Source organism: Stenotrophomonas sp. STEN029, from assembly GCF_056760015.1.
Genome location: NZ_JBRREC010000083.1, coordinates 1 through 23589 on the forward strand (window position 1 = coordinate 1; position 23589 = coordinate 23589).

Below are 23589 nucleotides of genomic sequence, written 5' to 3' on the forward strand. Positions count from 1 at the left end.
GCACTACGGCTTCTGCCCCCTCCCTTTCGCGCAGCGAAGGGGAGGGTTGGGGAGGGGTGCTTTTTCCTGTTAACACATCTGCCGAGCATGGCTCGGCACTACAAGAAGCCAAAACAAGAAAGGCGCCCTGCGGCGCCTTTCTTGTTTCCAACATCCCAGAAAATCACTCCCGCGGCGGCACCACATCCTTGGCCTCGCTGCCGAAGCTGCCTTCGGATTCCGCTGCCAGATAGGCAAACACGGTGTAGGCCGCCACATTCTGGGCAAGGGCCTTCGGGTCGATCTTGTCCAAGGTATCGTCCGGGGTGTGGTGCAGGTCGAAATAATCGGTTCCGTCCTGTGCCAGCCATGCCCATGCACCGCCCTTGGCCGCCAGGGGGCCTACGTCGGGGCCGGGGCCGCCTTGGTTGGCGCGGTATTCGATACCCAGCGGCGCCAGCGCTTCGCCGATCTGGCGGGTGGCCTCACGCGATTCCGCCGGATTGCCGGAACCGGTGTTGAAGGCATAGATGCGGCCCGCACCGAAGTCGCTCTCGGCGGCGATGTGCTGCTGCACGATTTCGCCGTCAGCCACGCGGGCAGCTGCATAGGCCTTGCCACCGTGCAGACCCTGCTCTTCATTGGCGAAGGCGATGACGCGGATGGTGCGCTTGGGGGCCTGCTTGAGCTGGCCGATCAGATGGCCGGCGGCCATGGTGATGCCGACGCCGGCGCCGTCATCGATGGCGCCGGTACCCAGATCCCAGGAATCCAGGTGACCGCCGATCACCACCACTTCCTTGGGCAGGCTGCGGCCGGTGATTTCGCCGATCACGTTCTGCGAGGTATAGCTGCCATCCCAGCCGCAATCCAGCGCGATGCGGATGCGGGTAGGACCGCGCGCAACCAGACGATTGAGCTGGTCGGCATCCGGGCCGGAGAGCGCGGCCGACGGCACCGGCGTCAGGCCTTCGTCGTAGCGGGTGATGCCGGTATGCGGCATGCGATGCGAATCGGTGCCAGCCGAGCGCATGATGAAGCCGACCGCACCCTTGCGGATCGCTTCGGACGGGCCACGGCTGCGCACACTGCCGCCGATGCCATAGTCAGCGCCATCCCGCTTGCGGGTCATGGTGAAGTCGACATAGGCGATCTTGCCGGCCAGCGAGCCTTCCGGCGCCGCCTTCAGTGCATCCAGACCTTCAAAGCGCACAATCTCGGCTTCCACCGTGCCGGCTGGGCTTCCGCCCAGGGCGGTGATGGTCAACGGCTGCGGATGTGCGCCAAGTACCGAGGCGTGTTCGCTGCGGCGCTCCCACTTCGGGAAGGTCACTGGCTCGGTCCACACCTTGTCGAAGCCCAGTTCCTTGAACTTGGCCTTGGCCCATTCCACCGCACGTGCGTCGGCTTCGCTGCCAGCCATACGCGGGCCAACTTCGGTAGTCAGCGATTCCACCACCTGCCAGCCGGTGTTGTCCGCCAGCGCCTGTGCTCGCAGCTCGGCGGCCTTGGTCAGCGCCTCCTGTGGAATATGGGTGGGCGCTGCGTTGGCAGCGGCCGAGGTGCACAGCAGGAGGAGGGCAAGGGAAAGAGCACGGCGACGCATAGTCAATTCCAAGGTGATTTGTCGAGTCAGGGTAACAGTGAGCGGATGTAGGTGAATGTGCCGGTTGGGATGTGTGGAAGTCTTGGTGGTCGCTAGGAGGTTCCCCTGCTGGCGGCCCCCGTGGACATTCGCTAGGCGATACAGGCAGCTGGAACGGTGACAAACAAGGACGGGCTTTTCTTGTGTTGCGATGCAGCATCGCAGGCGAGGCTGAGCACCCCCACCGGTTTGGTGGATTGCTCGGGAACACGTGATGAGATTGCGATACAAGACGGCAGGGACGTTGTTGATGCTGGCATTGCCAGTACTCGGTTTTGCGCAGGCCCACTCCATGGACGATGTGCGTTTCACCGGTCCGTTGCTGACTCCGGGTCCGGCAGCGATGCCGCAGGGCGAGCTATTCGCCCAGCCGTATTGGATATACAGCCGCACCCGTGGCGTCTACGACGATCACGGCGATCACCATACGCTGGATGCACACGACAGCAGCCAGTTGCTCAGCCTGCTGCTCAGTGGCGGCATCAGCGATCGCCTGACGGGCGAGTTGGTGCTCAATGGCAGCCGCTCCGCGCACGGCGCCCAGCACAGTGATGGCTACCGCATTGGCGACAGCGCGGCTCGGCTGCGCTACCAGTTGCACGCGGGTGATGCGCTGACCGGTGGGATGACCCTGGCGGTGATGCTGAGTCAATCGCTGGCGACCGGACGGCATGACCGATTGGGTGAGAACACGTTCAATGGCCAAGGTAGCGGGGTGTATCGCACCGGGCTCTCGTTGCTGGGACAGCAGGTGCTGTGGCTGCCGAATGGGCGGCCGCTGCGCTGGCGCTGGCAGACCGCCTGGAGTCCGTCGCCGGGCAGCGTTTCGGTGGTCGGGCGGAGCGTGTATGGCACCGAGCAGGGTTTCCGCGGCACGCTTGATGCCGGTGCCGCGGTCAGTGGTGCATTGGGGCTGGAGTACAGCATCAACCGCAGCTGGGTGTTGGCCCTGGACCTGACCGCCAGCACGCAGTCGGGCAATGTGCTGGCGGGCAGCGTGGCCGATGCGACCGGTCAGCGGAAGGCGCTGCGCCAGAATGGCCCACGCAGCCGCGCCTTCAGTATTGCGCCGGCCGTGGAATACATCATCAACGACCAGATCGGTGTGCTGTTCGGCGTGCAGGCGTCGCTGCCGGGTGGGCGCAACAGCACCTCTTATGTCAGCCCGCAGGTGTCGATGACGATGACGTTCTAATAGCTGCATACGGCAACGGCCGGGAACCCCGGCCGTTGTTGGCAAGCAGGTTGATCGATCAGTGCTTGTTGAGGCTGTCGCGGATTTCGCGCAGCAGCAGCACTTCCTCGGTCGGTTCCGGCGCAGCGGCCGGGGCTTCTTCCTTCTTGCGGGACAGGCGGTTGACCACCTTGACCAGCATGAAGATCGCGAAGGCGACGATGATGAACTGGATCAGCGTGTTGATGAAGTCACCATAGCCCAGCACCACAGCCGGGATTTCCTTGCCATCGGCGCCCATCTTGGCCGGTGCCAGGGTCCAGGCGAGGCTGGAGAAATCGACATTGCCGACCAGCATGCCGATCGGCGGCATGATTACCTTGTCCACCAGCGAGGTGACGATCTTGCCGAACGCGCCACCAATGACCACACCGACCGCGAGGTCGATGACGTTGCCGCGCATCGCAAATTCCTTGAATTCGCTGATCATTCCCATGTGTTTCTCCTAGGTATGCGTGAAAGGGAGCTGGCGCAGACTACTCCAGTGGATGTAATCAGACGATCACGCCGTCGCGCTGTGCGATTTTTCCGAGACGTGCGCTGAAGCGATCGCCGGCGTACAGCGCGGCGACGCCAGCCGGGGTGCCCATGAAGACCAGGTCGCCGGCGCGCAGTGCGTAGAGCTTGGACAGTTCGTGCAGGATATCGGCGACGTTCCAGATCATCTGGTCCAGCGTGGACGTCTGCCGAAGTTCGCCGTTGATCTCCAGCGACAGCTCCAGCGGCGCCAGATCACCGACCTCGGATGCCAGCACGAGGCTGCTGACCGGAGCGGAATGGTCAAAACCCTTGGCGATATCCCAGGGGCCGCCCTTGGCCTTGGCGGCTGCCTGCAGGTCGCGGCGGGTCAGGTCCAGACCGACACCGTAGGCCAGCACCAGCTCCATCGCCTGATCCACGGCGAGCACGCCGGCGGGCGCATCCTTGCCGAGTGCCACGACCAGCTCCACTTCGTGGTGCAGGTCGGAGGTGGCAGTCGGATAGGGGATGGGCGCATCGCCGACCACGATGGCATCGGCTGGCTTCATGAAGAACATCGGCTGGCCGCGTTCGCTGGCCGAGGCCGGCGCAGCCGCGCCCATCTCGCGGGCGTGATCGGCAAAATTGCGGCCCACGCAGTAAATGCGGCGCACCGGGAAGGTGCCACCACCGGCGACCGGGATGCGGGGCTGGGGCAGGGCGGGAATCAGGTCAGTCATGGTTGCGTCCAGGTGAATCGACGCAAAAGTCTAGCGGACAAAAGCGCTTTCTGTTGCGCAGAAACGCTGTGCTGAAGTGCCGGCTTGTGGGAGCGGCACAAGCCGCGAAGCAGATGGTCGAGCAGATTGCGGGTATGCCGGTAGTTTCAACCGTGCTGGCTTCGCGGCTTATGCCGCTCCCACAACTTGACCGGCGCCGGGAGCGCTTCTTTGTAGGAGCGACGTGAGCCGCGAAGCAGATGGTCGATCAGATCGCCGACATGCCGGGAGTTTCAACTGTGCCGGCTTCGCGTCTCACGCCGCTCCTACAGTCTGAGGGCACCGGTAAGGCCTCTGCCGAGCATGGCTCGGCACTACCGCTTCTGCTCCCTCCCTTTCGCGTAGCGAAGGGGAGGGTTGGGGAGGGGTAAGTGCTTCGCTGGTTGGTGCATCTGTGGCATCGCGGCGCTTGCTGCACCGCCGGGAAAGCCCCTGCCGAGCATGGCTCGGCACTACAGACAAGCGTTAGCGTGCCTGCGGCAGGGCGGCCTTGCGCACTACGCGGTACTCGGCGTCGACCACGGTCGGGTCGGCCTTGCGCATGGCGCTGGCCTTGCGCGATGCAAACAGCTTCCAGGCGATGCCGCCCAGGATCATGGCCGCGCCAATGAACACGCCGCCGACCACCAGCACCGCAAGGATTGCGATGCCGAGCAGGCCCAAGGCAACGCGCACCAACGGGTTGCGCGGTTTGCGCGGCTCGAACAGGTTGCGCAGCTTGGCGAATTGGACGTAACGGATGTTCATGAAAGCTCTATGACGTTGAGTCTGCTGTGGAGTATCAGGTGCGATCAGACCAATTGCGTGAAGTTGTCGTTAATTGATGTCTGAATAGGGGGCGGGACACTGCCGTGAGTCAGCTTCGCTTTGGCCTTGGCTGCCCATGCGACAATAAGGGCATTACTTGCATCGGTGTTTCAATGTCCAGCGCCATCGCTTCCGGATTCGAACTATGCCCGCTGGCTGCCGTGCCTGATCAGGGCTTTCATGCGGTGGTGGCGGTGGTTGATGGCGATGCCGAAACCTTGGTCTTGTACCGCGATGGCGATGCGGTGCGGGCGTGGTTGAACGTCTGCCCGCACGCTGGACGTGCCCTGGATTGGGCGCCGGGACAGTTCCTCAAGAGCCGAGAAGGACATCTGGTCTGCGCCGTGCACGGTGCTTCGTTCGAGCTGGAAGGTGGTATCTGCGTCGCAGGTCCGTGCAAAGGTGACTCGCTGCGCGCGGTCCCGGTGCTGGTGAGCGATGAAAAGGTGTTGCTGGGTTGAAGGCTGGGCAAGCGGTTTTGCAGGCGCTGTGGCTTTTGTAGGAGCGGCGTAAGCCGCGAAGCCATTGGTGCTTCAGGGCCGATAGTGTCTGTTGATCGGCAAAACCCGCTGTTCGCTGGGTGGCTGGTGGGTCTCCGCCGCTAGCGCCGGCAGGTGCACTGGCTTCGCGGCTTACGCCGCTCCTACAGGATCCGGAGCCTTTCAGAACATGATGTTGATCATGATCACCACGATCACGGTATAGAGCAGCGACAGCGGTCCACCGACCCGCCACATCTCGCGCGGGGTGTACTTGGCGGGGCCCATTGCCATCGAGATCACCGGGTTGGACGCGGTCATCAGGTTGTTGGACGCCGACAAGGCCACGATCAGCGCGAACGCGGTGGGGTTGCCGCCGGCAGCCAAGGCCAGGTTCACTGCGATCGGTACCATCACGATGGTGGCGCCGACATGGCTGATCACCAGCGAGAAGGCGGTGGTCAGCAACGCCAAGGCGATCTCCAGCGCCCACACAGGGATGCCGGCGGGCAGTTTGTCGATGGTGTGACCGGCGATCCAGGCGGCCGCGCCACTGCTGTCCATCGCCCAGCCCAGCGGGATCAGGCCGGCCATCATGAAAATGGTCTTCCAGTTGATCGCTGCGTAAGCCTCGTCCATGCGTAGCACGCCGGTCAGCAGCATGCCTGCCACGCCGGTAAGCAGGGTCAGGGCCACCGGCAGGTGCGAGGTGAGTGCGATGATGATGGTCAGTGCGAAGATCGCCATCGCGATCTTGAACTTGTGCGGGCGCTGCTCGCCCTTTGGGTAGTCGGTGACCACCACGAAGTCGCGGCTTTCGGCGGCAGTTGCCAGGTCCTGCCAGATGCTGTGGAAGACCAGCATGTCGCCGGCACGCAGTGGGGTATTGCGCACGTCCTCGCGGATCACCTGCTTGTCGCGGTTGATCGCCAGCAGGCTGATGCCGCGTTCCTTGCGCAGGCGCAGCTCACCGGCGGTCTTGCCGATCAGGCGCGAGGTTGGTGGCACCACCGCTTCGGAAATGCCGGCGCGGGCCGGGTTGAACAGGTCGCCCAGCTGCTTCAGGCGCGAGGACATGCGCAGGAACTGGTTCTGCGCGAAGTCCGAGACCTGCCGACGTGGACCCATTACGCCCAGTGCACTACCGACCCAGATGCGCATGTCCGCCGGTGGCGACAGGCGTGTGTCGTCGCCGGTTTTCAGTGCAAGGAACAGTGGAGCGTCGAACAGGTTTTCAGCCTCGCCCACGGTCATGCCGACCAGAGGGCTCTCGGCGGTGACCAGCAGTTCGAAGACATCGCCTTCAATGCCGTAGGCCTTGGCGAAATAGCTTTCGGTTCGGGCTGGGGCCTGGCCGTCTTCGCTTTCGGTTTCCTCTTCCTGCAGTTTGCGGCTGCCGTAGAAGCGGAAATAGGCCAGCGAGGCGATCAGCAGTGCCACGCCAATCGGCAGCGGCGCGAACATGCGCAGCGGTTCGATGGTGGCGGTGCCTGATGGCAGGTTGTTGTTGGCCGAGACCAGCAAGTCGTTGAGCAGGATCAGCGGCGAGTTGCCGACCATGGTCAGCGCGCCACCCATCACGATGGCGGCGGAGATCGGCAGCAGCTGGCGCTTCAGGGTGAGCGCGGTGCGCGAAGCCAGACGCGATGCGACCGGCAGGTACAGCGCCATCACCGATGGGTTCTGCATGAACGAGGAGTTCAAGCCGGCGGTCGCGCTGGTCAGCAACAGCAGCCGTTGTTCCAGTCCATGCGAACGCCGCAGCAGCCAGCCGGCCAGCCGGTTAAGCGCGCCAGTACGGTCCAGGCCGGCGCCGAGAATGGTGGTGGCGATGATGCTCATCACCGCGTTACCGGAGAAGCCGCCGAAGATTTCCTCCGGTGCAATCAAGCCGGTGACGCCCAGCACCACCATCACCACCAGCGCCACCACGTCGGCGCGGATGCGCTCGAACAGGAACATCGCCATCGTGAAGCCCACCAGCCCGAGCACGAGCTTCATATCGGTGGTGAGCGTCAGCGCGGTATCCATCAGGGCAGTGGCTTCAAAGAGGAGAGCTGGGACGGTTTGACAGTGCACTCTGCCATCAACGCTGCGCAGGAGGCGTGTTCGGCAATCTCATGGAAGCGTGCAGCTGTCATCGCGTCCTCATCACTCAGCCGGCGTCCGTGTTGCCGGGCTTGTCATACAGCAGATCCCAGACGCCATGGCCCAGCTTCTGCCCGCGGGTCTCAAAGTGGGTCTGCGGACGCCAGTCCGGACGCGGCACCGCGCCACGCGGGCCGGCGCGGTTGACCAGACCGGGCGTGGCGTCGAGCACGTCCCACATCTGCTCGGCGTAGTCTTCCCAGTCGGTGGCGCAATGCAGACGGCCGCCAACGCGCAATTTGCGCACCAGCAACTCAGCAAAGGCCGGCTGCACCAGACGGCGCTTGTTATGGCGCTTCTTGTGCCAGGGATCCGGGAAGTAGATGCGGATCTCGTCCAGCGCGCCGTCGGCGACTTCCTTCTCCAGCACTTCCACGGCGTCGTGGTGGTAGAGCTTGACGTTGTCGGCATTGTCATCGGCCAGCGCATTGAGCAGGCGACCCACGCCCGGTGCGTGCACCTCGATGCCGATGTAGTCCTTGGAGGTGTCGAACTGGGCGGCGTAGCGCAGCGCGGCGCCGTTGCCAAAGCCAATCTCCATCACCTTGGGCGCATTGCGGCCAAAGGTGGCGTCCAGGTCGCGCGGCTCGCCATTGAAGTCGATGCCGAAGCGCGGCCAACGGTCGTCGAACGCGCGCTGCTGGGCCGGGGTGAAGCGGCCCTGGCGCAGTACGAAGCTGCGGATCTCGCGGCGGCCTTCGGTCACGGTGAAGGGCTTGGGCGGCGCCTTGGAGCCCGCGCTGTCAAAAGGATTGGTCATCAGCCGATCAGCCCATCAACGGGAGAGGAGGCGCTGGCGTAGCGCTTGCGCGGGATGCGGCCGGCGAGGAAGGCCTCGCGGCCAGCTTCCACGGCCTTGCGCATGGCGCTGGCCATCAGCACCGGGTTGCGGGCGCCGGCAATGGCGGTGTTCATCAACACGCCGTCGCAGCCCAGCTCCATGGCGATGGCCGCGTCCGAGGCGGTGCCGACGCCGGCATCGACGATGATCGGCACCTTGGCGTTCTCGATGATCTCGATCAGGTTGTACTTGTTCTGGATGCCCAGCCCCGAACCAATTGGTGCTGCCAGCGGCATCACCGCGGCGCAGCCGATTTCCTCCAGGCGCTTGGCCAGGATCGGGTCATCGGAGGTGTAGACCATGACGTCGAAACCGTCCTTGACCAGCTGTTCGGCGGCCTTGAGGGTAGCCATCACGTCCGGGTACAGGGTCTTCTGGTCGCCCAGCACTTCGAGCTTGGTCAGGTTGTGGCCGTCCAGCAGCTCACGGGCCAGGCGGCAGGTGCGCACGGCGTCTTCGGCGGTATAGCAGCCGGCGGTATTGGGCAGGATGGCGTAGCGGTCCGGCGGCAGTACATCGAGCAGGTTGGGCTCGCCCGGGTTCTGGCCGATGTTGGTGCGGCGGATGGCCACGGTGACGATCTGGGCGCCAGCGGCTTCGGTAGCCAGGCGGGTTTCTTCCAGATCCTTGAACTTGCCGGTGCCGGTCAGCAGCCGGGATGAATAGGTTTTGCCGGCGATGACCAGCGAATCGGTGGGGACATTTGCATTCATGCCCGAATTATCACCCATCCAGCCTACGTGTAGTGCCGAGCCATGCTCGGCATGGGGCAAGCCAGCACTGTAGTGCCGAGCCATGCTCGGCATGGGCTATCCCCGGTAAAGCCCCGACGCAGCATGACTGCGCTCTACAGATGGTGCCGACAGCCGCCGCTGTCGCTCCCTCCCTTTGCCGCAGGCAAGGGCAGGGCTGGGGAGGGGTTGGCTTTTCCGCCCTTTGTGTATGGGCAGCTTCGCGGCTTGCGCCGCTCCCACAAGTTTGATGCTGCGCCGGTAACGCTCCTGCCGAGCATGGCTCGGCACTACCTGGTTGCGGCGCTTCAACCGCCGCCCAGCGCGTGCACGATTTCCACCACGTCACCGTCCTGCAGCCGATGGTTCGCATGCTGGCTGCGCGGAATGATGTCGCCGTTGATCTCGACCGCCACGCGGCGTTCGGCCAGCCCTTCGGCGGCCAATAGTTCGATCAGGGTCAAAGCGGGCTGCAGCTGGCGGGGTTCGCCATTCAGATGGATGTTCATGCCGCCATTCTCGCCACAGCCGCGGCAAAAGCCCAGCGGACAGACAGTTTGCGGCGGCGCAGCGTGTGTGTCTTGCGCGGTAATGAAAACATAACAACGTGCGGCGGCGTATGTCTGTCCGCTTTCCCCCATCCAGGAGTTGAACATGTCTCTTTCCCTTCGCCCGCTGCGCGCCGCCGTGGCTGTCGCCATTGCCTTGGCTGCGGCGCCGGCCATGGCGCAGTCACCGTATTCCAAGACGGTGTTCTTCGGTGACAGCCTGACCGATACCGGCTACTTCCGTCCGGTGCTGATGCAGTTGGATCCGAATGCTTCGCTGGTGGGTCGCTTCACCACCAACCCGGGTTGGGTGTGGGCGGACTATATCGCCGACCAGTACGGTACCAATGCCAGTCCCAACGGCAACGGCCAGACCGGTGACAACTACGCTGTTGGCGGCGCGCGTGTGGGTGTGGACACTGTCGGCGCACTGGGTGCAACGCCGTCGATGAAAACCCAGATGACCAAGTACCTGGCCGCCAACGGTGGCAAGGCTGACGCCAATGCGTTGTACACAGTGTGGGGCGGTGCAAACGATCTGTTTGCCGTGCAGGCGGCGCCAGCGCAGGCGCAGGCCATCATCGGTGCGGCGGTGGCCGACCAGATCGGCATCGTCGGCTCGCTGAAGTCCGCTGGCGCCCAGTACGTGATGGTCCCGACGCTGCCTGATATCGGCTTGACCCCGGCCTCCCGTGCAGGCGGTGCCGTTGGCATGGCGCAGGGCACCGCGCTGGCCAAGACCTATAACGACGCGCTGTTTGGTGGGTTGAAGCAGGCTGGCTTGCAGGTGATTCCGGTCGATACCTTCAGCATCCTGCAGGAGATCGTCGCCAACCCGGGTACCTATGGCTTCACCAATGTCAGTAACATGGCCTGCACTTCGGCCTCGTCGCTGACCTGCTCGCCGTTGAGCCTGGTGGCGCCGAATGCCAACAACACTTATGTGTTCGCCGATGGCGTGCATCCGACCACGGCTGCCCACCAGATCCTCGGTCAGTACGCCATCTCGGTACTGGAGGCGCCGCGTCTGCAGCAGATCCTGAGCCATTCGGCACAGACCACCGGTCGCGCCCGTGCCGATCAGGTTGGCGCGCATGTGGGCTCGCGTCCGGCTGATGGCCTGAGCTGGTGGGGCAATGTGCGCGGCGACATGCAGCGTTATGACCATGCCGATCTCTATGATGGCCTGGCACCGGCCGGCCTGTTCGGTGTGGATTGGGCGCGTGACGGCATGGTGCTCGGCGCCTTCGCCGGCTACGGCCGCATGGATGCTGATTTCGGCAACAGCAAGGGTGACTTCACCCAGGACGACACCACCCTGGGTCTGTTCGCCGGCTGGTACGGTGATCGCGCATGGGTCAATGGCCAGGTGAGCTACAGCTGGCTGGGTTACGACGTTACCCGCAAGGTGCAGCTCGGCCCGGCTACCCGTGAGCACAAAGGCTCGCCGGATGGCAGCAACCTGACCGCAGCGATCAATGCTGGCTATGAATTCGGCCAGGCCGGTGGCTTCCGTCACGGCCCGGTGGCGGCTGTGGTCTGGCAGAAGGTGAAGCTGGACGGCTACGTGGAAAGCAATGCCAGCGCTACTGCGTTTGGCTATGGCGACCAGGACCTGGATTCGACCGTTGGCCGCATCGGCTGGCAGGCCCGCTTCGATGGCGGCAACGTGAAGCCCTATGTGCAGGTCACCTACGACCATGAGTTCGAGGACGGCAAGCAGGCCAGTGCCTGGTTGCAGACCATGGCGGACGTCGGCATGTACAAGGTGCCGGGGCTGGAGTTTGACCGCAACTACGCCACCGCGGTGCTGGGTGCACGTCTGAGCCTGTTCGGCCTGGAAAGCAATATCGGCCTGAGCACCACCACGATGCAGAAGTCCGCCCGTGATGCGACGGTGTTCGCCAGCTTTGGCGGCAGCTTCTAAGCCGCTGTAGCAGCAATCAAGCAGGTGTTGTGTGTGGGAGGCGGTGCCGCGTTTGCGGCATCGCCTCTTTTTTGGAGGCTGTGTGGGCGTGGGTTGTGGGCTGCTGTTTGCACAGCGTCGTAGCCCGGGTAAGCGCAACGCACCCGGGGGCGTGGTTCTAGTTCCCGGGTGCGCTGTGCTTACCCGGGCTACGGCCTTGTCGTCGGCATTGGTCCGCAGGCAGAAACGTCCGATAAGGCTTTTTTGAGCAGGGAACGCGCAGTCGTGGACATTGCTTTGTCCCTGCGTGGCGCATAGACTTCAGCCTCGCCAAAGCGGGCGTAGCTCAATGGTAGAGCTGTAGCTTCCCAAGCTACTGACGAGGGTTCGATTCCCTTCGCCCGCTCCATTCCTGGCGGTTTTTCGGGGGATGCGTGCGGCACGGTGCCTGGTCTCGCTTTACCTGTCGATGAAGGCCCTCCCAACGGCGCGATCAAGATCATCCGGGACCGGTTACGCCGCGATATGCTGCGCGCCTACCGACCACTCCCGCCGCGATGAAACTGGCCATTCTTTCCCGTAATACCAAGCTGTACTCGACCCGTCGTCTGGTCGAAGCTGCACGCAGCCGCGGCCATACCGTGCGCATTCTCGACCCGCTGCGCTGCTATATGCGCATCACCTCCAGTGGCTTCGGCATGCACTACAAGGGCAAGGCGCTGACCGGGATAGACGCGGTGATCCCGCGCATCGGTTCCTCCATCACCCGCTACGGCACGGCGGTGCTGCGCCAGTTCGAGATGATGGGCGCGCGTACCCCCAATCCGTCCGATGCCATCCTGCGCGCGCGCGACAAGCTGCGCGCGCATCAGCTGCTGGCGGCCAAGGGCATCGACATGCCGGTGACGGTGTTCGGTGACAACCCGGACGATACCGATGACTTGTTGTCGATGCTGGGGCCGCCGCCGCATGTGGTGAAGCTCAGCGAAGGCACGCAGGGCCGGGGGGTGATCCTCACCGAGAAGCTCAGTGCTTCCAAGGGCACCGTCGAGGCCTTGCGAGGGTTGTACGCCAACTTCCTGGTGCAGGAATTCATCGCCGAGGCCCAGGGCGCGGACCTGCGTTGCCTGGTGGTGGGCGACCAGGTGGTGGCGACCATGCGCCGCCAGGCGCAGGAAGGGGACTTCCGCTCTAACCTTCATGCCGGCGGCGTTGCCGAGCGGGTGGTCTGCAGCAAGGCCGAGCAGCAGGTGGCGATTCGTTCGGCCAAGGCATTGGGGTTGGGCATTGCCGGCGTCGACCTGATCCGCTCCAAGCGTGGGCCCCTGGTGCTGGAGGTCAATTCGACCCCGGGTCTGGAGGGCATCGAGGGGGTCTCAGGGGACGATATCGCCGGGCGCATGATCGAATACGTGACCAGCCTCAAGCGCTGAAGCCGGGATGCGATTTCTTTGCATGGTTTTAACAAGCCTTTAATCCGGCTGGCCCTAGCCTATTTCCACTGTACCCAGCCCTCCTCAGTGGGTCCGGTGATCGGGAATTTTTAAGGCCCTGGCGGTTTCCGTCGGGGCCTTGTTTTTTAGTGGCGGTCTGGGGTGTTTGCTCTATATGCTTGGAGAATGGCCTTGGTGGCTTGGTCAGGTTCCGCCCTTTTTCTTTTCTCTACTGCAAGGAGCTTTTGTGAAGATCAGGAGTCTCGTTATTCTGGCGTGTCTGGTGCAGTCCTTCTCAGCGGGTGCGTCCGATATCAAAGTAGAAAAAAGCATCGACGTACAGGCGCCTTTCGCGGCGCAGGCTCAGAAGATCAGGCAGGATCTGATGGGAGATGATTACGCTGAAATTTCCAGGGAAGATCGCAGCAAGGTCGATTCGGCACTGCAGCGGATGGAAGCGTTGCTCGCGGGCGATGCTGAGATTGCAAAGCTGAATGAAGCCGATAAGGTCCAGTTGTTCAACGACCAGGAACTGGTCAATGCTGTACTGACCAAAGCGCGTGATGATAGTCGCCTTGTTTGCCGTCGTGAAAAAACCGTCGGCTCCCACCGCGCAACATCACAGTGCTTGACTGTAGCCGAGAGGCGTCGGCTCAGGGAACAATCCTTTGAATTGCTTCAGGCTAATCAGCGCGATTTGTCGAAGCCGCAAGTGAACTAAGGGCGGACTAGTGAGAATTCTCGTAATCGAAGACAACAGCGACATCGCTGCCAACCTTGGGGACTATCTCGAGGATCGTGGTCATACGGTGGACTTCGCCGCCGATGGCGTGACCGGCCTGCATCTGGCCGTGGTGCACGAGTTCGATGCGATCGTGCTGGATCTGAATCTGCCAGGCATGGACGGCATCGAAGTCTGCCGCAAGCTGCGCAACGATGCGCGCAAGCAGACGCCGGTGCTGATGCTTACCGCGCGTGACTCGTTGGACAACAAGCTGGCAGGCTTCGATTCCGGTGCCGATGACTACCTGATCAAGCCATTCGCGCTGCAGGAAGTTGAAGTGCGGCTCAATGCGTTGTCGCGACGCGGCAAGGGTGCACACACCCGCGTGCTGGAGGTGGGGGATCTGGAATACAACCTCGATACGCTGGAAGTGCGCCGCCAAGGCAAGCTGCTGCAGCTCAACCCGACCGCGTTGAAGATCCTGCAGGCCTTGATGGAGGCATCACCGGCGGTGGTTACCCGCCAGGAACTTGAAACCCGTGTCTGGGGTGAGGAGCTGCCGGATTCGGATTCCCTGCGCGTGCATATCCATGGCCTGCGCGCGGTGGTCGACAAGCCGTTTGAAGTACCAATGATCCAGACCCGTCACGGCATTGGTTACCGTATCTCCGCACCCGATGCCTGAATCAGCATTACCTGAGCCTGTGCGCAAGCGGGGGCGGTACCGCCGCCGCCTGCGCAGCCGCATCATCGTCTCGTTTGTGCTGTTGGGTTTTTGCCTGACGGCGTTGTTCGCCGTGGCTGCGTGGAATTTACGTGCCCGTGTTGAGAATCAATTGATTGAGCGGACATTGCAGCGCGAGGTCAGTAATCTGGTTTCTCAGGTGGAGACCAATCCAGGTGAGTCGCCGTTCTTTCTGATGTTCGACGCCCGCACCTGGAGCCCTGAAAACGCTTACAAGGTTGACCCTTTGTACCGCGACCTGAGTGACGGCATACATGATATTCGGCAGCAAGCACCAGATGGCAGCTGGCACGTCTACAAGGTCGCGATAAGCAAGGGTGTCGATCCCAAGGGTACCCCGTTTACCAGTCTGATTCGGTATGACGTATCGGATGCAGCGGAGGCGACGGGCCAGTTGCTACGCTTGTTGCTTATCGCAGTCGTGCTTTTCACAGTGTTGAGTCTGGTGCTGGGCTGGTGGTCGGCTTCTCGCGTCATGCGCCCTGTGTCTGATCTGGCCGCACGGTTGCGCGCCTATCGCGGTGGTACCAAGCACCCTGAGCCTTTGGCGCCGCGTTTTCCTGATGACGAAGTTGGCCAGTTAGCGGAGGCGCTGGATGATTACTCCGAACGTCTGACTGAGGTAGTACAGCGTGACCGCGAGTTCAATGCTGACGTGAGTCACGAACTGCGCACCCCACTTGCAGTGATCCGTGGGGCTACCGAACTGCTGTTGGCGCGGCCCAATCTGGACGAAAAAGTGTTGCAACGTCTGCAACGGATCCAGCGTGCAGAGCAGCAGTGCAGTGACTTGATTGGTTCCTTGCTGCTGTTGTCGCGCAACGAGCGGGCCCAAGGCAGCAGCAACGTCGCAAGGGTCGCAGAGCAATTGCTGGAATCGCATCGGGCTCAGCTTGGCGGCAAGCCGCTGGAGCTGGTACTGGAGGGATCGCGCGAGTTGGTGGTCAACGCGCCAGAGTCGGCGCTGTCTGTGGCGCTGGGCAATCTGATCGGGAATGCCGTCAAGTATTCCCAGGAAGGCAGGGTGCTGGTGCGGGTGAGCAGCAATGCCGTGGAAGTGATCGATAACGGGCCTGGCCTGAGCGAGAAAGATGCTGCCAGCCTGTTCCAGCGCGGCTATCGCGGTACCCATGCTGGGCATTCGCAGGGCGGCGGTATCGGCTTGTCCATTGTCAGCCGACTTTGCGCGCTCTACGGCTGGCAGGTGAGTATTAGTCCTGGTAAAGAGCGCGGCGTGATCGCTACGCTGACATTTGCACCGGAGCAGATCTAATTTTGCCCCTGAACCTTGGGTATCTATCTAAGGAAAAAATAGCTAAATCGTGTAGCTCCTGGCTTAGCCAAGCCAGAGTGGAGTGAGAGTTGGTTTTATTGTGGTCGATGTTGAGATATTCAAAGACTTGGGTCTTTGCTTGTTAAGGCGCGGTGAAGCGCAGGTCGTTGTTTGCTTCGGTATTGAGGCTTGTGATTCCAATATTCCATTGCAGCGTTGTAGTAGTGCTCCCGCTTGGGGCTCATACAGGCGATCACCTTGTGCCAGTCGAGCATGCAGCTCTTCGCATGTGACTAGTGTTGACGACTACTGCTGGGGATACATGATTTCGGATTAGTTCCTCACTAGGCTTGCACAAAGCGGATTGGAAAACAGCGCGGCTTTCGCCGCGCTGTCGTAGTTATCTCTTCTCGTAACGAACATATGGAATAGTGCACCCGTCTTCCTTTCGGCATGGCTCGCTGAAAGGATTTTTGCCATCGATAACTATGATTCGATCATTGTTTGTTGGCAGTTTAGGGCTGTTATTAGGCGGGAAGGGTGATGGGGATGGGGTGGGGGATGGCTTTGGCTGCGGTGCATTCTGTGCGAAGACACTTGCACTGATTAGCGAGAGAAAAAGGAATGCGGGGGCAAAGATCTTCCTGTTCATAAAAAACTCCTTTGAGCCATTTGCTCGATTGAATGCTAACACCATCAATCAGAGTGGCGTTTACTTCTTATGCGTATGTCTTTGGCGGATTTTGCATCTGCTGGGGGTAGAGTTGAGGCAGTTCTGAGTGATGCCGGTTTTGTGGAGGGGTAGGTGCTAGCTTCCCGTCCTGTCAGAACCTAGTGGTCAATTCGGGTGAATGGTTTCAGTGGATATCTTTTTATACAGGGCATCTAGTATTTCGATATGCGCCTGCAACGCATCCGGATGACCGTCATTGACGATCACATCGTCAGCCAATGCCAAGCGCTGCGCGCGGCTGGCCTGCGCCTGGATCATGCGTTCGGCCAGCGCAGCATCGATGTTGTCGCGGCTGAGCAGACGTGCATGTTGCACCTCCTCCGGCGCGTCGACCACCAGGACACGTTGCAGCCACGGATAGGTTGCTCGGCCGCCGGCCTCAGTGAGCAGAGGGATGGCGGCAATCGCATAAGGGCTGGTGGCCGCCTCACAAATGCCGCGCACGCGGGCACGGATGGCGGGATGGGTGATGGCTTCAAGCGCGCGGCGTTCATCGGGGTTGGCGAACACGCGCTGGCGCAGGTGGGCTCGATCCAGGCTGCCATCGGCCTGCAGGACCTCGGCACCAAACAGCTCGGCAATCGCCGCAAGCCCGGGGCTGCCGATCGCCACCACCTCGCGCGCTGCGATATCCGCATCTGCTACGGTGATGCCCAGTGCCTCGAAGCGCCGGCTGACTTCACTCTTGCCCGAGGCGATGCCGCCGGTCAGTCCGACGATGAAGCTGCTCATGCGATTACTCCAAAACAACAATGGCCCTTGAAGGGCCATTGTCGCTTGCGATCACTTATTGCTGAAAGCCTGCCAGTCGCATGTAGCCGCCTATCATCTGGTCGCCCCACATGAAGACCAGCCAGCCGGCGATGGCCAGGTAGGGGCCGAAGGGGATAGGCGTGGCGCGGTCGCGGCCGCGCGAGTACAGCCAGATCGAGCCGATAATGGCGCCGACCAGCGACGACAGCAGGATGATCGGCAGGATGCCCTTCAGTCCGCACCAGGCACCCAGTGCCGCCAGCAGCTTGAAGTCGCCGTGGCCAATACCTTCCTTGCCTGTGATCTGCTTGTACAGCCACCACACTGTCCATAGCGAGAGATAACCAACCGCTGCACCTATCAATGCTGGCTTGGTGGGCATGTACAGGTTGTCCATGCTGCCGATCAGGCCCAACCACATCAATGGGATGGTGAGCTGGTCAGGCAGCAGTTGGGTGCGCAGGTCGATGCCGGACAGCGCCACCAGGAAGCAGCTCAGCACGATCGCGCCAAAGCCCTGCCAGCCGAAACCGAACTGCCAGACACTGGCCAACACCATCAAGGCGGTAACCAGCTCCACGATCGGGTATTGGATGGAGATCGGTGCCTGGCAATGGCGGCATTTGCCGCGCTGGATCAGCCAGCTGAACAGCGGGATGTTCTCGTACCAGCTCAGCTTGTGCTTGCAGTGCGGGCAGTGCGACGGCTCCACCACGATGCCGGGCGGTGGCGGCTCATAGATATCGGGTTGCTCGAGGATTTCGCGCGCGTCGCGCTTCCACTGCCACTCCATGCGCTTGGGCAAGCGCAGGATCACCACATTGAGGAAGCTGCCGATCAGCAGTCCCAGTCCGGCCGCGGCGGGGTAGCCGAGGCCGGGATGCTGGTCGAGAAATGCCATTTGCTAATTATCCAACAACAGATGCGAGCTTGAAGATTGGCAGGTACATGCCGATGACCATGCCGCCAACAACGGTGCCGATGAAGACCATGATCAGGGGTTCCAGCAGGCTGCTCAGGGCGTCCACCGAATTGTTGACCTCCTGCTCGAAGTACTCGGCCACCTTGAACAGCATGGTATCCAGCGCGCCGGCCTCTTCGCCGATGGCCGTCATCTGCACCACCATGTGCGGAAACAGGTTCACCTGCTTCATCGCCATGTTGACCGGGTAGCCGACCGACACATCGTCACGCATGCGCAATACCGCGTCTTCATAGGTCTTGTTGCCGGTGGCGCCAGCAACAATGCCCAGGGCTTCGACCAACGGTACGCCGGCCTTGAAGGTAACAGCAGTCGTGCGGGCAAAGCGGGCGATGGCGCTGTTGTGCATGATCTGGCCGATCACCGGCACCTTCAGGATCAAGCGATCGAGCGTGTGCTGCATCTGAGGAGATCGTTTGTAAAGGTAGGTGATCCCCCCAATAGTACCGACCGCGAGTAGTAGCAGCGCCCACCACCACTTCACCATCAGGCGGGAAGCCGCCACGATCATCTGGGTGAACACGGGTAGATCGGTTCCGAAGCTTTTGAAAATGTCCTCGAACTGGGGGACGACCCAGATGAGCAAGACCGAGCTGACCAGAATGGCCACAGCGACCACCATTGCTGGGTAGAACAGCGCCTTCTTGATCTTGCCTTTCAGTGACTCAAGGTTTTCCTGATAGTTGGCAATCGTCTCCAGCACGGTTTCCAGGACGCCGGCACCTTCGCCAGCGCGCACCAGGTTCCGATAAAGCTCATCAAACTGCACCGGGTGCTTGCTGATGGCTTCGTACAGGGATGAGCCGCCCTCCAGATCAGCCCGGATCGTGCCCACCAGTTTGGCCATGCGTGGGTTTTTGTGGCCGCTGCCGATGATCTCCAGTGCGCTGACAATGGGTACGCCGGACTTCATCATGGTCGCCATCTGGCGACTGAAGAACGCGATGTCCTTTGGTTTGACAGGCTTGCCTGCGGCACCGAACAGGGGTTTGGGCTTGGGCTTGACCACGGTTGGGGTGATGCCCAGGCGGCGCAGCTCGGCCTTCAACAGGTTCGCATTCTTGGCGTCCTGCTCGCCTTTCATCTTCACGCCGCGCTTGTCTGTTCCCTCCCAGACAAACGGCAGCATCTGGCTGGTGTTGCGTCCAGCCTGCTCTTTATTGATCGCGTTGCGGGTAACGGCCATTTTCTCTCCCCGTCCAGCCATCCCCAGGCCAGACAACATCGGCATGGTAGCTCGTCAAACGGCTGTAGGCACAGTCTGGGAGCAAGCTTTTTTGGAGGGGTAGGTCACATCGCAGTCACCTTTCCGGTGTTGAGCCTGCAATGGAAGCTATCCGGGCGGATTGGAGACTGTTGGATCCCCGTGGGCCTGAAATGGCGGTGCTTTGCTTGGTGATGCTGCGACAACGCCGCTCCAAGTGACTTCGGAACAGGGGGGTGAAGCCTTGCTTGCCAAGTAGTCTTGTGGAATTGCGTCACAAAGTGACGCGCCGGGTCACCTTGTGGTGCTGTTCCTGAAACGAGCCAGCGGGGCTTCCTTTCTTTGGCGATGCTGCCATCATTGTCCGTGGGGAGCAGGGGGCTGCTGGGAAGTTGGCACGCAATCTGCTTTGTAACCCCATGCGCGCAGGCATATGTCTGCAACCATGCTCACAATCCAAACCTCTAGGGGATGTACTCATGAAGAAGCAACAGGGCTTTACCCTGATCGAATTGATGATCGTGGTTGCGATCATTGCCATCCTGGCAGCCATCGCTCTGCCGGCTTACAACAACTACCGCGTGAAGTCGGCTGAAGGCGCTTGCCTTGCTGAAGCCAAGGCCTACATGAATTCGGCTGTGGCCGCTATTCAGGGTGGTTTCCCGGCTGACGAAGTTCCCACGCCGGCTGCCAAGGCATGCACCGCCCCGACTGCCAAGTTGACTGCTGCCGAGGTTACCGCTGGTACTGCTGTTATCTTTGAGCCGAAGGCGCCGGGTACCAAGGTGACTTCGTGTAAGGCAGACACTGCTGCTTGCGATCCGCCGGCCACGCCGGCCACGCCGGCCCCGTAATTCGGGTGTTAGTCTTGAAAAACCCCGCCTAGGCGGGGTTTTTCTTCAGAGGGTTGTTCTGATTAAGGGGGGGGCAGGCAATGTTTCTGAGACAGCGGGGTTTTACGCTGATTGAGTTGATGATCGTGGTTGCGATCATTGCAATCCTGGCAGCGATCGCGTTGCCGGCTTACAACAGCTACAGGGTCAAGGCGGCAGAGGGGGCTTGTCTGGCGGAAATGAAGAGTTATGCAAGTTTTGCACTTGCTACCCTGCATAATGACGATACGCCCAGCTCTTCGCCAAAAAAAGCTTGTCAAACAGCGGATGATGCTGCGTCGTTCGATGTCGACATTACCGGGACGCCTAAGGCGCCAGGAATCCGGCTCGCCACATGTGATATGGATACGGGAAACTGCTTGCTCGCTACCCCGTAGTTTTCGCTAGGTCTGTCTTGCATAGGTCAAAGCGCCTCATCGACCTTTTTTTGCATACATACAGGGGCAACAATGGGTTGGCTTTGGTATTTCAGGTTGATTGCCGAGACTTTGCTTGGGGTTATGGCCTTGTCTGCGCTCGCTCTTTGCCTGGCATTATGGGTGAATCGGAGTCGGTTGCGCGACTGGGTCGTCGGGTTTGAGGTCCGATCAGTTCGCTTTAATATTATTGTTTTGCTTGTTGATACGGTCCTCATTTTGGCGCCACTCTCATTGCTTTTGACTTTCCTGGTCAATTTGATGGAGCCAATAAGTCTTAAGCTTTTTTCGCATGTTTCCAGTGGCATGGTTGCTGTGCCGCTGTGCGTGCTGCTCGCCGTTTTTGTGGGTGATTTTGTTTCATATTGGCGGCATCGACTTGAGCACACGGGCTGGTTCTGGAAGGTGCACATCATGCATCACAGCGATCGGCAAATGAATTGGACGACAATTTATCGATTCCATCCCATCAACCGTCTAACGACCGTGATAATTGATGGGGGTGCATTGGCTCTTATAGGTTTTCCATGGTGGGCTTTGGCGATCAATGCCCTTGTCAGGCATTACTACGGTGCTTTTGTTCACGTGAACCTGCCTTGGACCTTTGGTCGTTTGAGCTGGATATTTGTATCTCCCGCCATGCATCGGTGGCATCACGTTCTCGAGGGCGACGGGGTGGGTAAAAATTTCGCGACCGTCTTTTCCATCTTCGACCGTGTGTTTCGTACTTACCACTGCCCAGGCCCATGCTCGTCGAGCCTCGGAGTTTCGGGTGTTTATGATCGCCAGATGCTCTGGCAGTTTTTAGTTCCTTTCAATTTAAAAGGTGATCCTGATTGATGTTTCGAGTCGCATGAAGTGATAAGCGCTGAGCCATTCCGTGTGATCCTGGTGTCGAACGTTCTGTCTGCCGATCGGTATTGATTTTTCACAGGTGTTTGTTCTCTGGTGGTTTGCTTGCGCGATTTTGCGAGTACTGAAGCATCGGCGAAGAACGTTTGCAGGGCATAGCCACGCACGGCGGAGAATGTGCTGGTGACCTCCAATCGAGCATGGCTTGGCTCTACATGTGCTGAAGCCTTGCGTACAATCACTATGTTGTCGTCCGGCTCAAGGGAAACCATGAACACTGCTGTCACCGCCAATCTGGTTGGCATCACCGGGATTGCCCGCCGTCTGGTCCAGGACGGGGCGCTGGATGAGGCCGCTGCCCGTAGCGCGATGGCTCAGGCTGGTGAGGCCAAGGTGCCATTGGCGCAGTGGCTGGCTGACAAGAAGCTGGTGAGTGCCTCGCATATGGCGGCCGCCAATGCGATGGAGTTTGGTATGCCGTTGCTGGATGTGTCGGTGTTCGATCCCAATCAGAACGCGATGAAGCTGGTCAGCGAGGAACTGCTGCGCAAGCATCACGTGCTGCCGCTGTTCAAGCGCGGCGGCAAGTTGTTTGTCGGCACCAGCAATCCGACCCAGCAGCTGGATGAGATCAAGTTCCAGACCAACCTGGTGGTCGAACCTATCCTGGTCGATGAGGAACAGATCCGTCGCACGCTGGACCTATGGATGGCCAGCAACGATTCGCTGGGTGATGGTCTCGGTGGGGACGACGAGGGCATGGGCGATCTGGATGTCGCCGCCGGTGATGACGACATGGCGGGTGGCGGCGACACCGGCGTTGACGCCAAGGGTGATGACACGCCGGTCGTCAAATTCGTCAACAAGGCCCTGGTGGACGCGATCCGCAAGGGTGCCTCGGATATCCATTTCGAGCCCTACGAAGACGATTACCGGGTGCGCTTCCGCATCGACGGCCTGCTCAAGACCGTGGCCAAGGCGCCGGTCAAGTTGAACCAGCGCATCGCTGCCCGTCTGAAGGTGATGTCGCAGCTGGATATCGCTGAAAAACGCGTGCCGCAGGATGGGCGCATCAAGCTCAATCTGTCCAAGACCAAGCAGATCGACTTCCGTGTCAGCACCTTGCCGACCTTGTTCGGCGAAAAGATCGTGCTGCGTATTCTTGATGGCAGTGCCGCCAAGCTGGGTATCGACAAGCTGGGTTACGAGCCGGAGCAGCAGAAGCTGTTTCTGGAGGCCATCCACAAGCCCTACGGCATGGTGCTGGTTACCGGCCCTACCGGCTCGGGTAAGACGGTGTCGCTGTATACCGCGCTGGGCATCCTCAACGACGATACCCGCAATATCTCCACCGCCGAGGATCCGGTGGAAATCCGCCTGCCTGGGGTCAACCAGGTGCAGCAGAACAACAAGCGCGGCATGACCTTTGCCGCGGCGCTGCGTTCGTTCCTGCGACAGGATCCGGACATCATCATGGTCGGCGAAATCCGTGACCTTGAGACCGCGGAGATCGCGATCAAGGCTGCGCAGACCGGCCACATGGTGCTGTCCACGCTGCATACCAACGATGCGCCGCAGACCATCGCGCGTTTGATGAACATGGGCATCGCGCCTTACAACATCACCTCGTCGGTGACCCTGGTGATCGCCCAGCGTCTGGCGCGGCGCCTGTGCAGCAACTGCAAGCGTCCGCAGCAGTTGCCGGAGAATGCGCTGCTGGCCGAAGGCTTTACCGCCGAGCAGATCGCCAAGGGTATAAAACTCCATGAGCCGGTCGGCTGCGAGGAGTGCACCGAAGGCTACAAGGGCCGTACCGGTATCTACCAGGTGATGCCGATGACCGACGACATTGCGGCGATCGTCCTGCAGGGCGGCAATGCGATGGATATTGCTGACGCTGCACAGAAGATCGGCGTCAATGACCTGCGGCAGTCGGCGTTGTTGAAGGCGGCGCAGGGCATTACCAGCCTGGCCGAGATCAACCGCGTCACCAAGGACTAAGCCCTGTAGTGCCGAGCCATGCTC

The 23589-nt window shown here is 61.0% G+C and carries 20 protein-coding genes, 1 tRNA gene and 2 pseudogenes; 12 read left to right on the forward strand and 11 right to left on the reverse strand.

From position 1 onward, the window contains the following. Window positions 1–163: 163 nt before the first annotated feature. Entirely contained in the window at window positions 164–1585 is a 1422-nt protein-coding gene (locus ACVOLI_RS16240) for a M28 family peptidase (RefSeq protein ID WP_481615204.1), read from the reverse strand. 253 nt (window positions 1586–1838) lie between these two features. Between ACVOLI_RS16240 and ACVOLI_RS16245 the strand changes: the two genes are divergently transcribed. Continuing rightward, a complete protein-coding gene (locus ACVOLI_RS16245) occupies window positions 1839–2819 on the forward strand; it encodes a hypothetical protein (protein ID WP_481615205.1) in 981 nt (326 codons plus the stop codon). Window positions 2820–2877: 58 nt separating this feature from the next. Here the strand turns inward: ACVOLI_RS16245 and mscL are convergent, their stop codons facing one another. From mscL to ACVOLI_RS16260, 3 genes are all read right to left on the reverse strand, one after another. Beyond that, on the reverse strand, window positions 2878–3294 hold the full coding sequence (gene mscL, locus ACVOLI_RS16250) for a large-conductance mechanosensitive channel protein MscL (RefSeq protein WP_282273057.1): 417 nt from the start codon (window positions 3292–3294) through the stop codon (window positions 2878–2880). A 58-nt stretch (window positions 3295–3352) separates the two neighbouring features. Continuing rightward, entirely contained in the window at window positions 3353–4057 is a 705-nt protein-coding gene (locus tag ACVOLI_RS16255) for a fumarylacetoacetate hydrolase family protein (RefSeq protein ID WP_481615206.1), read from the reverse strand. A 504-nt stretch (window positions 4058–4561) separates the two neighbouring features. Further along, window positions 4562–4843: a hypothetical protein gene (locus ACVOLI_RS16260; protein WP_481615207.1), complete on the reverse strand. Its 282-nt coding sequence runs from the start codon at window positions 4841–4843 to the stop codon at window positions 4562–4564. A gap of 173 nt (window positions 4844–5016) precedes the next feature. On the opposite strand from ACVOLI_RS16260, the gene ACVOLI_RS16265 reads away from it, so the two are divergent. Further along, on the forward strand, window positions 5017–5364 hold the full coding sequence (locus ACVOLI_RS16265) for a Rieske (2Fe-2S) protein (RefSeq protein WP_481615208.1): 348 nt from the start codon (window positions 5017–5019) through the stop codon (window positions 5362–5364). A gap of 201 nt (window positions 5365–5565) precedes the next feature. Here ACVOLI_RS16265 and ACVOLI_RS16270 read toward each other — a convergent pair whose 3' ends face one another. From ACVOLI_RS16270 to thiS, 4 genes are all read right to left on the reverse strand, one after another. Then, window positions 5566–7413, reverse strand: a complete 1848-nt coding sequence (locus ACVOLI_RS16270; protein WP_282272404.1) for an SLC13 family permease — start codon at window positions 7411–7413, stop codon at window positions 5566–5568. Between the two features lie 124 nt (window positions 7414–7537). Then, window positions 7538–8290 carry a tRNA (guanosine(46)-N7)-methyltransferase TrmB gene (gene trmB / locus ACVOLI_RS16275; RefSeq protein WP_481615209.1) on the reverse strand — a complete coding sequence of 251 codons (753 nt, stop codon included), beginning with the start codon at window positions 8288–8290 and terminating at the stop codon, window positions 7538–7540. Continuing rightward, window positions 8290–9084 (reverse strand): thiazole synthase, encoded by a 795-nt coding sequence (locus ACVOLI_RS16280; RefSeq protein WP_282272409.1) that lies wholly within the window; start codon window positions 9082–9084, stop codon window positions 8290–8292. Before ACVOLI_RS16280 ends, trmB begins: the two co-directional genes overlap by 1 nt. 326 nt (window positions 9085–9410) lie before the next feature. Continuing rightward, window positions 9411–9611 (reverse strand): sulfur carrier protein ThiS, encoded by a 201-nt coding sequence (thiS, locus tag ACVOLI_RS16285; protein ID WP_481615210.1) that lies wholly within the window; start codon window positions 9609–9611, stop codon window positions 9411–9413. Between the two features lie 178 nt (window positions 9612–9789). On the opposite strand from thiS, the gene ACVOLI_RS16290 reads away from it, so the two are divergent. The 6 genes from ACVOLI_RS16290 to ACVOLI_RS16315 all read left to right on the forward strand — a co-directional run bounded on the left by ACVOLI_RS16290 (window position 9790) and on the right by ACVOLI_RS16315 (window position 15731). After that, the gene (locus ACVOLI_RS16290; protein ID WP_481615217.1) at window positions 9790–11577 is read left to right on the forward strand and encodes an autotransporter outer membrane beta-barrel domain-containing protein; all 1788 of its coding nucleotides are present in this window, start codon (window positions 9790–9792) and stop codon (window positions 11575–11577) included. A 314-nt stretch (window positions 11578–11891) separates the two neighbouring features. Beyond that, a tRNA-Gly gene (locus ACVOLI_RS16295) sits at window positions 11892–11965 on the forward strand. Between the two features lie 148 nt (window positions 11966–12113). Further along, on the forward strand, window positions 12114–12989 hold the full coding sequence (rimK, locus tag ACVOLI_RS16300; protein WP_282267216.1) for a 30S ribosomal protein S6--L-glutamate ligase: 876 nt from the start codon (window positions 12114–12116) through the stop codon (window positions 12987–12989). Between the two features lie 247 nt (window positions 12990–13236). Continuing rightward, a complete protein-coding gene (locus ACVOLI_RS16305) occupies window positions 13237–13710 on the forward strand; it encodes a hypothetical protein (RefSeq protein WP_481615211.1) in 474 nt (157 codons plus the stop codon). A gap of 10 nt (window positions 13711–13720) precedes the next feature. After that, complete coding sequence (locus ACVOLI_RS16310) at window positions 13721–14398, forward strand: response regulator transcription factor (RefSeq protein ID WP_057629745.1); 678 nt, start codon at window positions 13721–13723, stop codon at window positions 14396–14398. Further along, window positions 14391–15731, forward strand: a complete 1341-nt coding sequence (locus ACVOLI_RS16315) for a sensor histidine kinase (protein ID WP_481615212.1) — start codon at window positions 14391–14393, stop codon at window positions 15729–15731. Before ACVOLI_RS16310 ends, ACVOLI_RS16315 begins: the two co-directional genes overlap by 8 nt. An 838-nt stretch (window positions 15732–16569) precedes the next feature. Here the strand turns inward: ACVOLI_RS16315 and coaE are convergent. From coaE to ACVOLI_RS16330, 3 genes are read right to left on the reverse strand one after another with little or no spacing between them, the layout of a single operon-like run. Next, window positions 16570–17196 (reverse strand): dephospho-CoA kinase, encoded by a 627-nt coding sequence (gene coaE, locus ACVOLI_RS16320; protein ID WP_481615213.1) that lies wholly within the window; start codon window positions 17194–17196, stop codon window positions 16570–16572. 55 nt (window positions 17197–17251) lie between these two features. Further along, window positions 17252–18118, reverse strand: a complete 867-nt coding sequence (locus ACVOLI_RS16325; RefSeq protein WP_481615214.1) for a prepilin peptidase — start codon at window positions 18116–18118, stop codon at window positions 17252–17254. A gap of 7 nt (window positions 18119–18125) precedes the next feature. Then, on the reverse strand, window positions 18126–19385 hold the full coding sequence (locus ACVOLI_RS16330; protein ID WP_481546998.1) for a type II secretion system F family protein: 1260 nt from the start codon (window positions 19383–19385) through the stop codon (window positions 18126–18128). Between the two features lie 497 nt (window positions 19386–19882). Here ACVOLI_RS16330 and ACVOLI_RS16335 point away from each other — a divergent pair. The 4 genes and pseudogenes from ACVOLI_RS16335 to pilB form a co-directional block, all read left to right on the forward strand. Further along, window positions 19883–19982 (forward strand): annotated as a pseudogene (locus tag ACVOLI_RS16335) (prepilin-type N-terminal cleavage/methylation domain-containing protein); the annotation flags it as partial. Window positions 19983–20337: 355 nt separating this feature from the next. Further along, window positions 20338–20440, forward strand: a pseudogene (locus tag ACVOLI_RS16340) (prepilin-type N-terminal cleavage/methylation domain-containing protein); the annotation flags it as partial. A 305-nt stretch (window positions 20441–20745) separates the two neighbouring features. Next, window positions 20746–21552, forward strand: a complete 807-nt coding sequence (locus ACVOLI_RS16345) for a sterol desaturase family protein (RefSeq protein WP_481615215.1) — start codon at window positions 20746–20748, stop codon at window positions 21550–21552. Window positions 21553–21834: 282 nt separating this feature from the next. Continuing rightward, window positions 21835–23565, forward strand: coding sequence for a type IV-A pilus assembly ATPase PilB (gene pilB / locus ACVOLI_RS16350; RefSeq protein WP_481615216.1), 1731 nt, complete (start codon window positions 21835–21837; stop codon window positions 23563–23565). The last annotated feature ends 24 nt before the right edge of the window (window positions 23566–23589 follow it).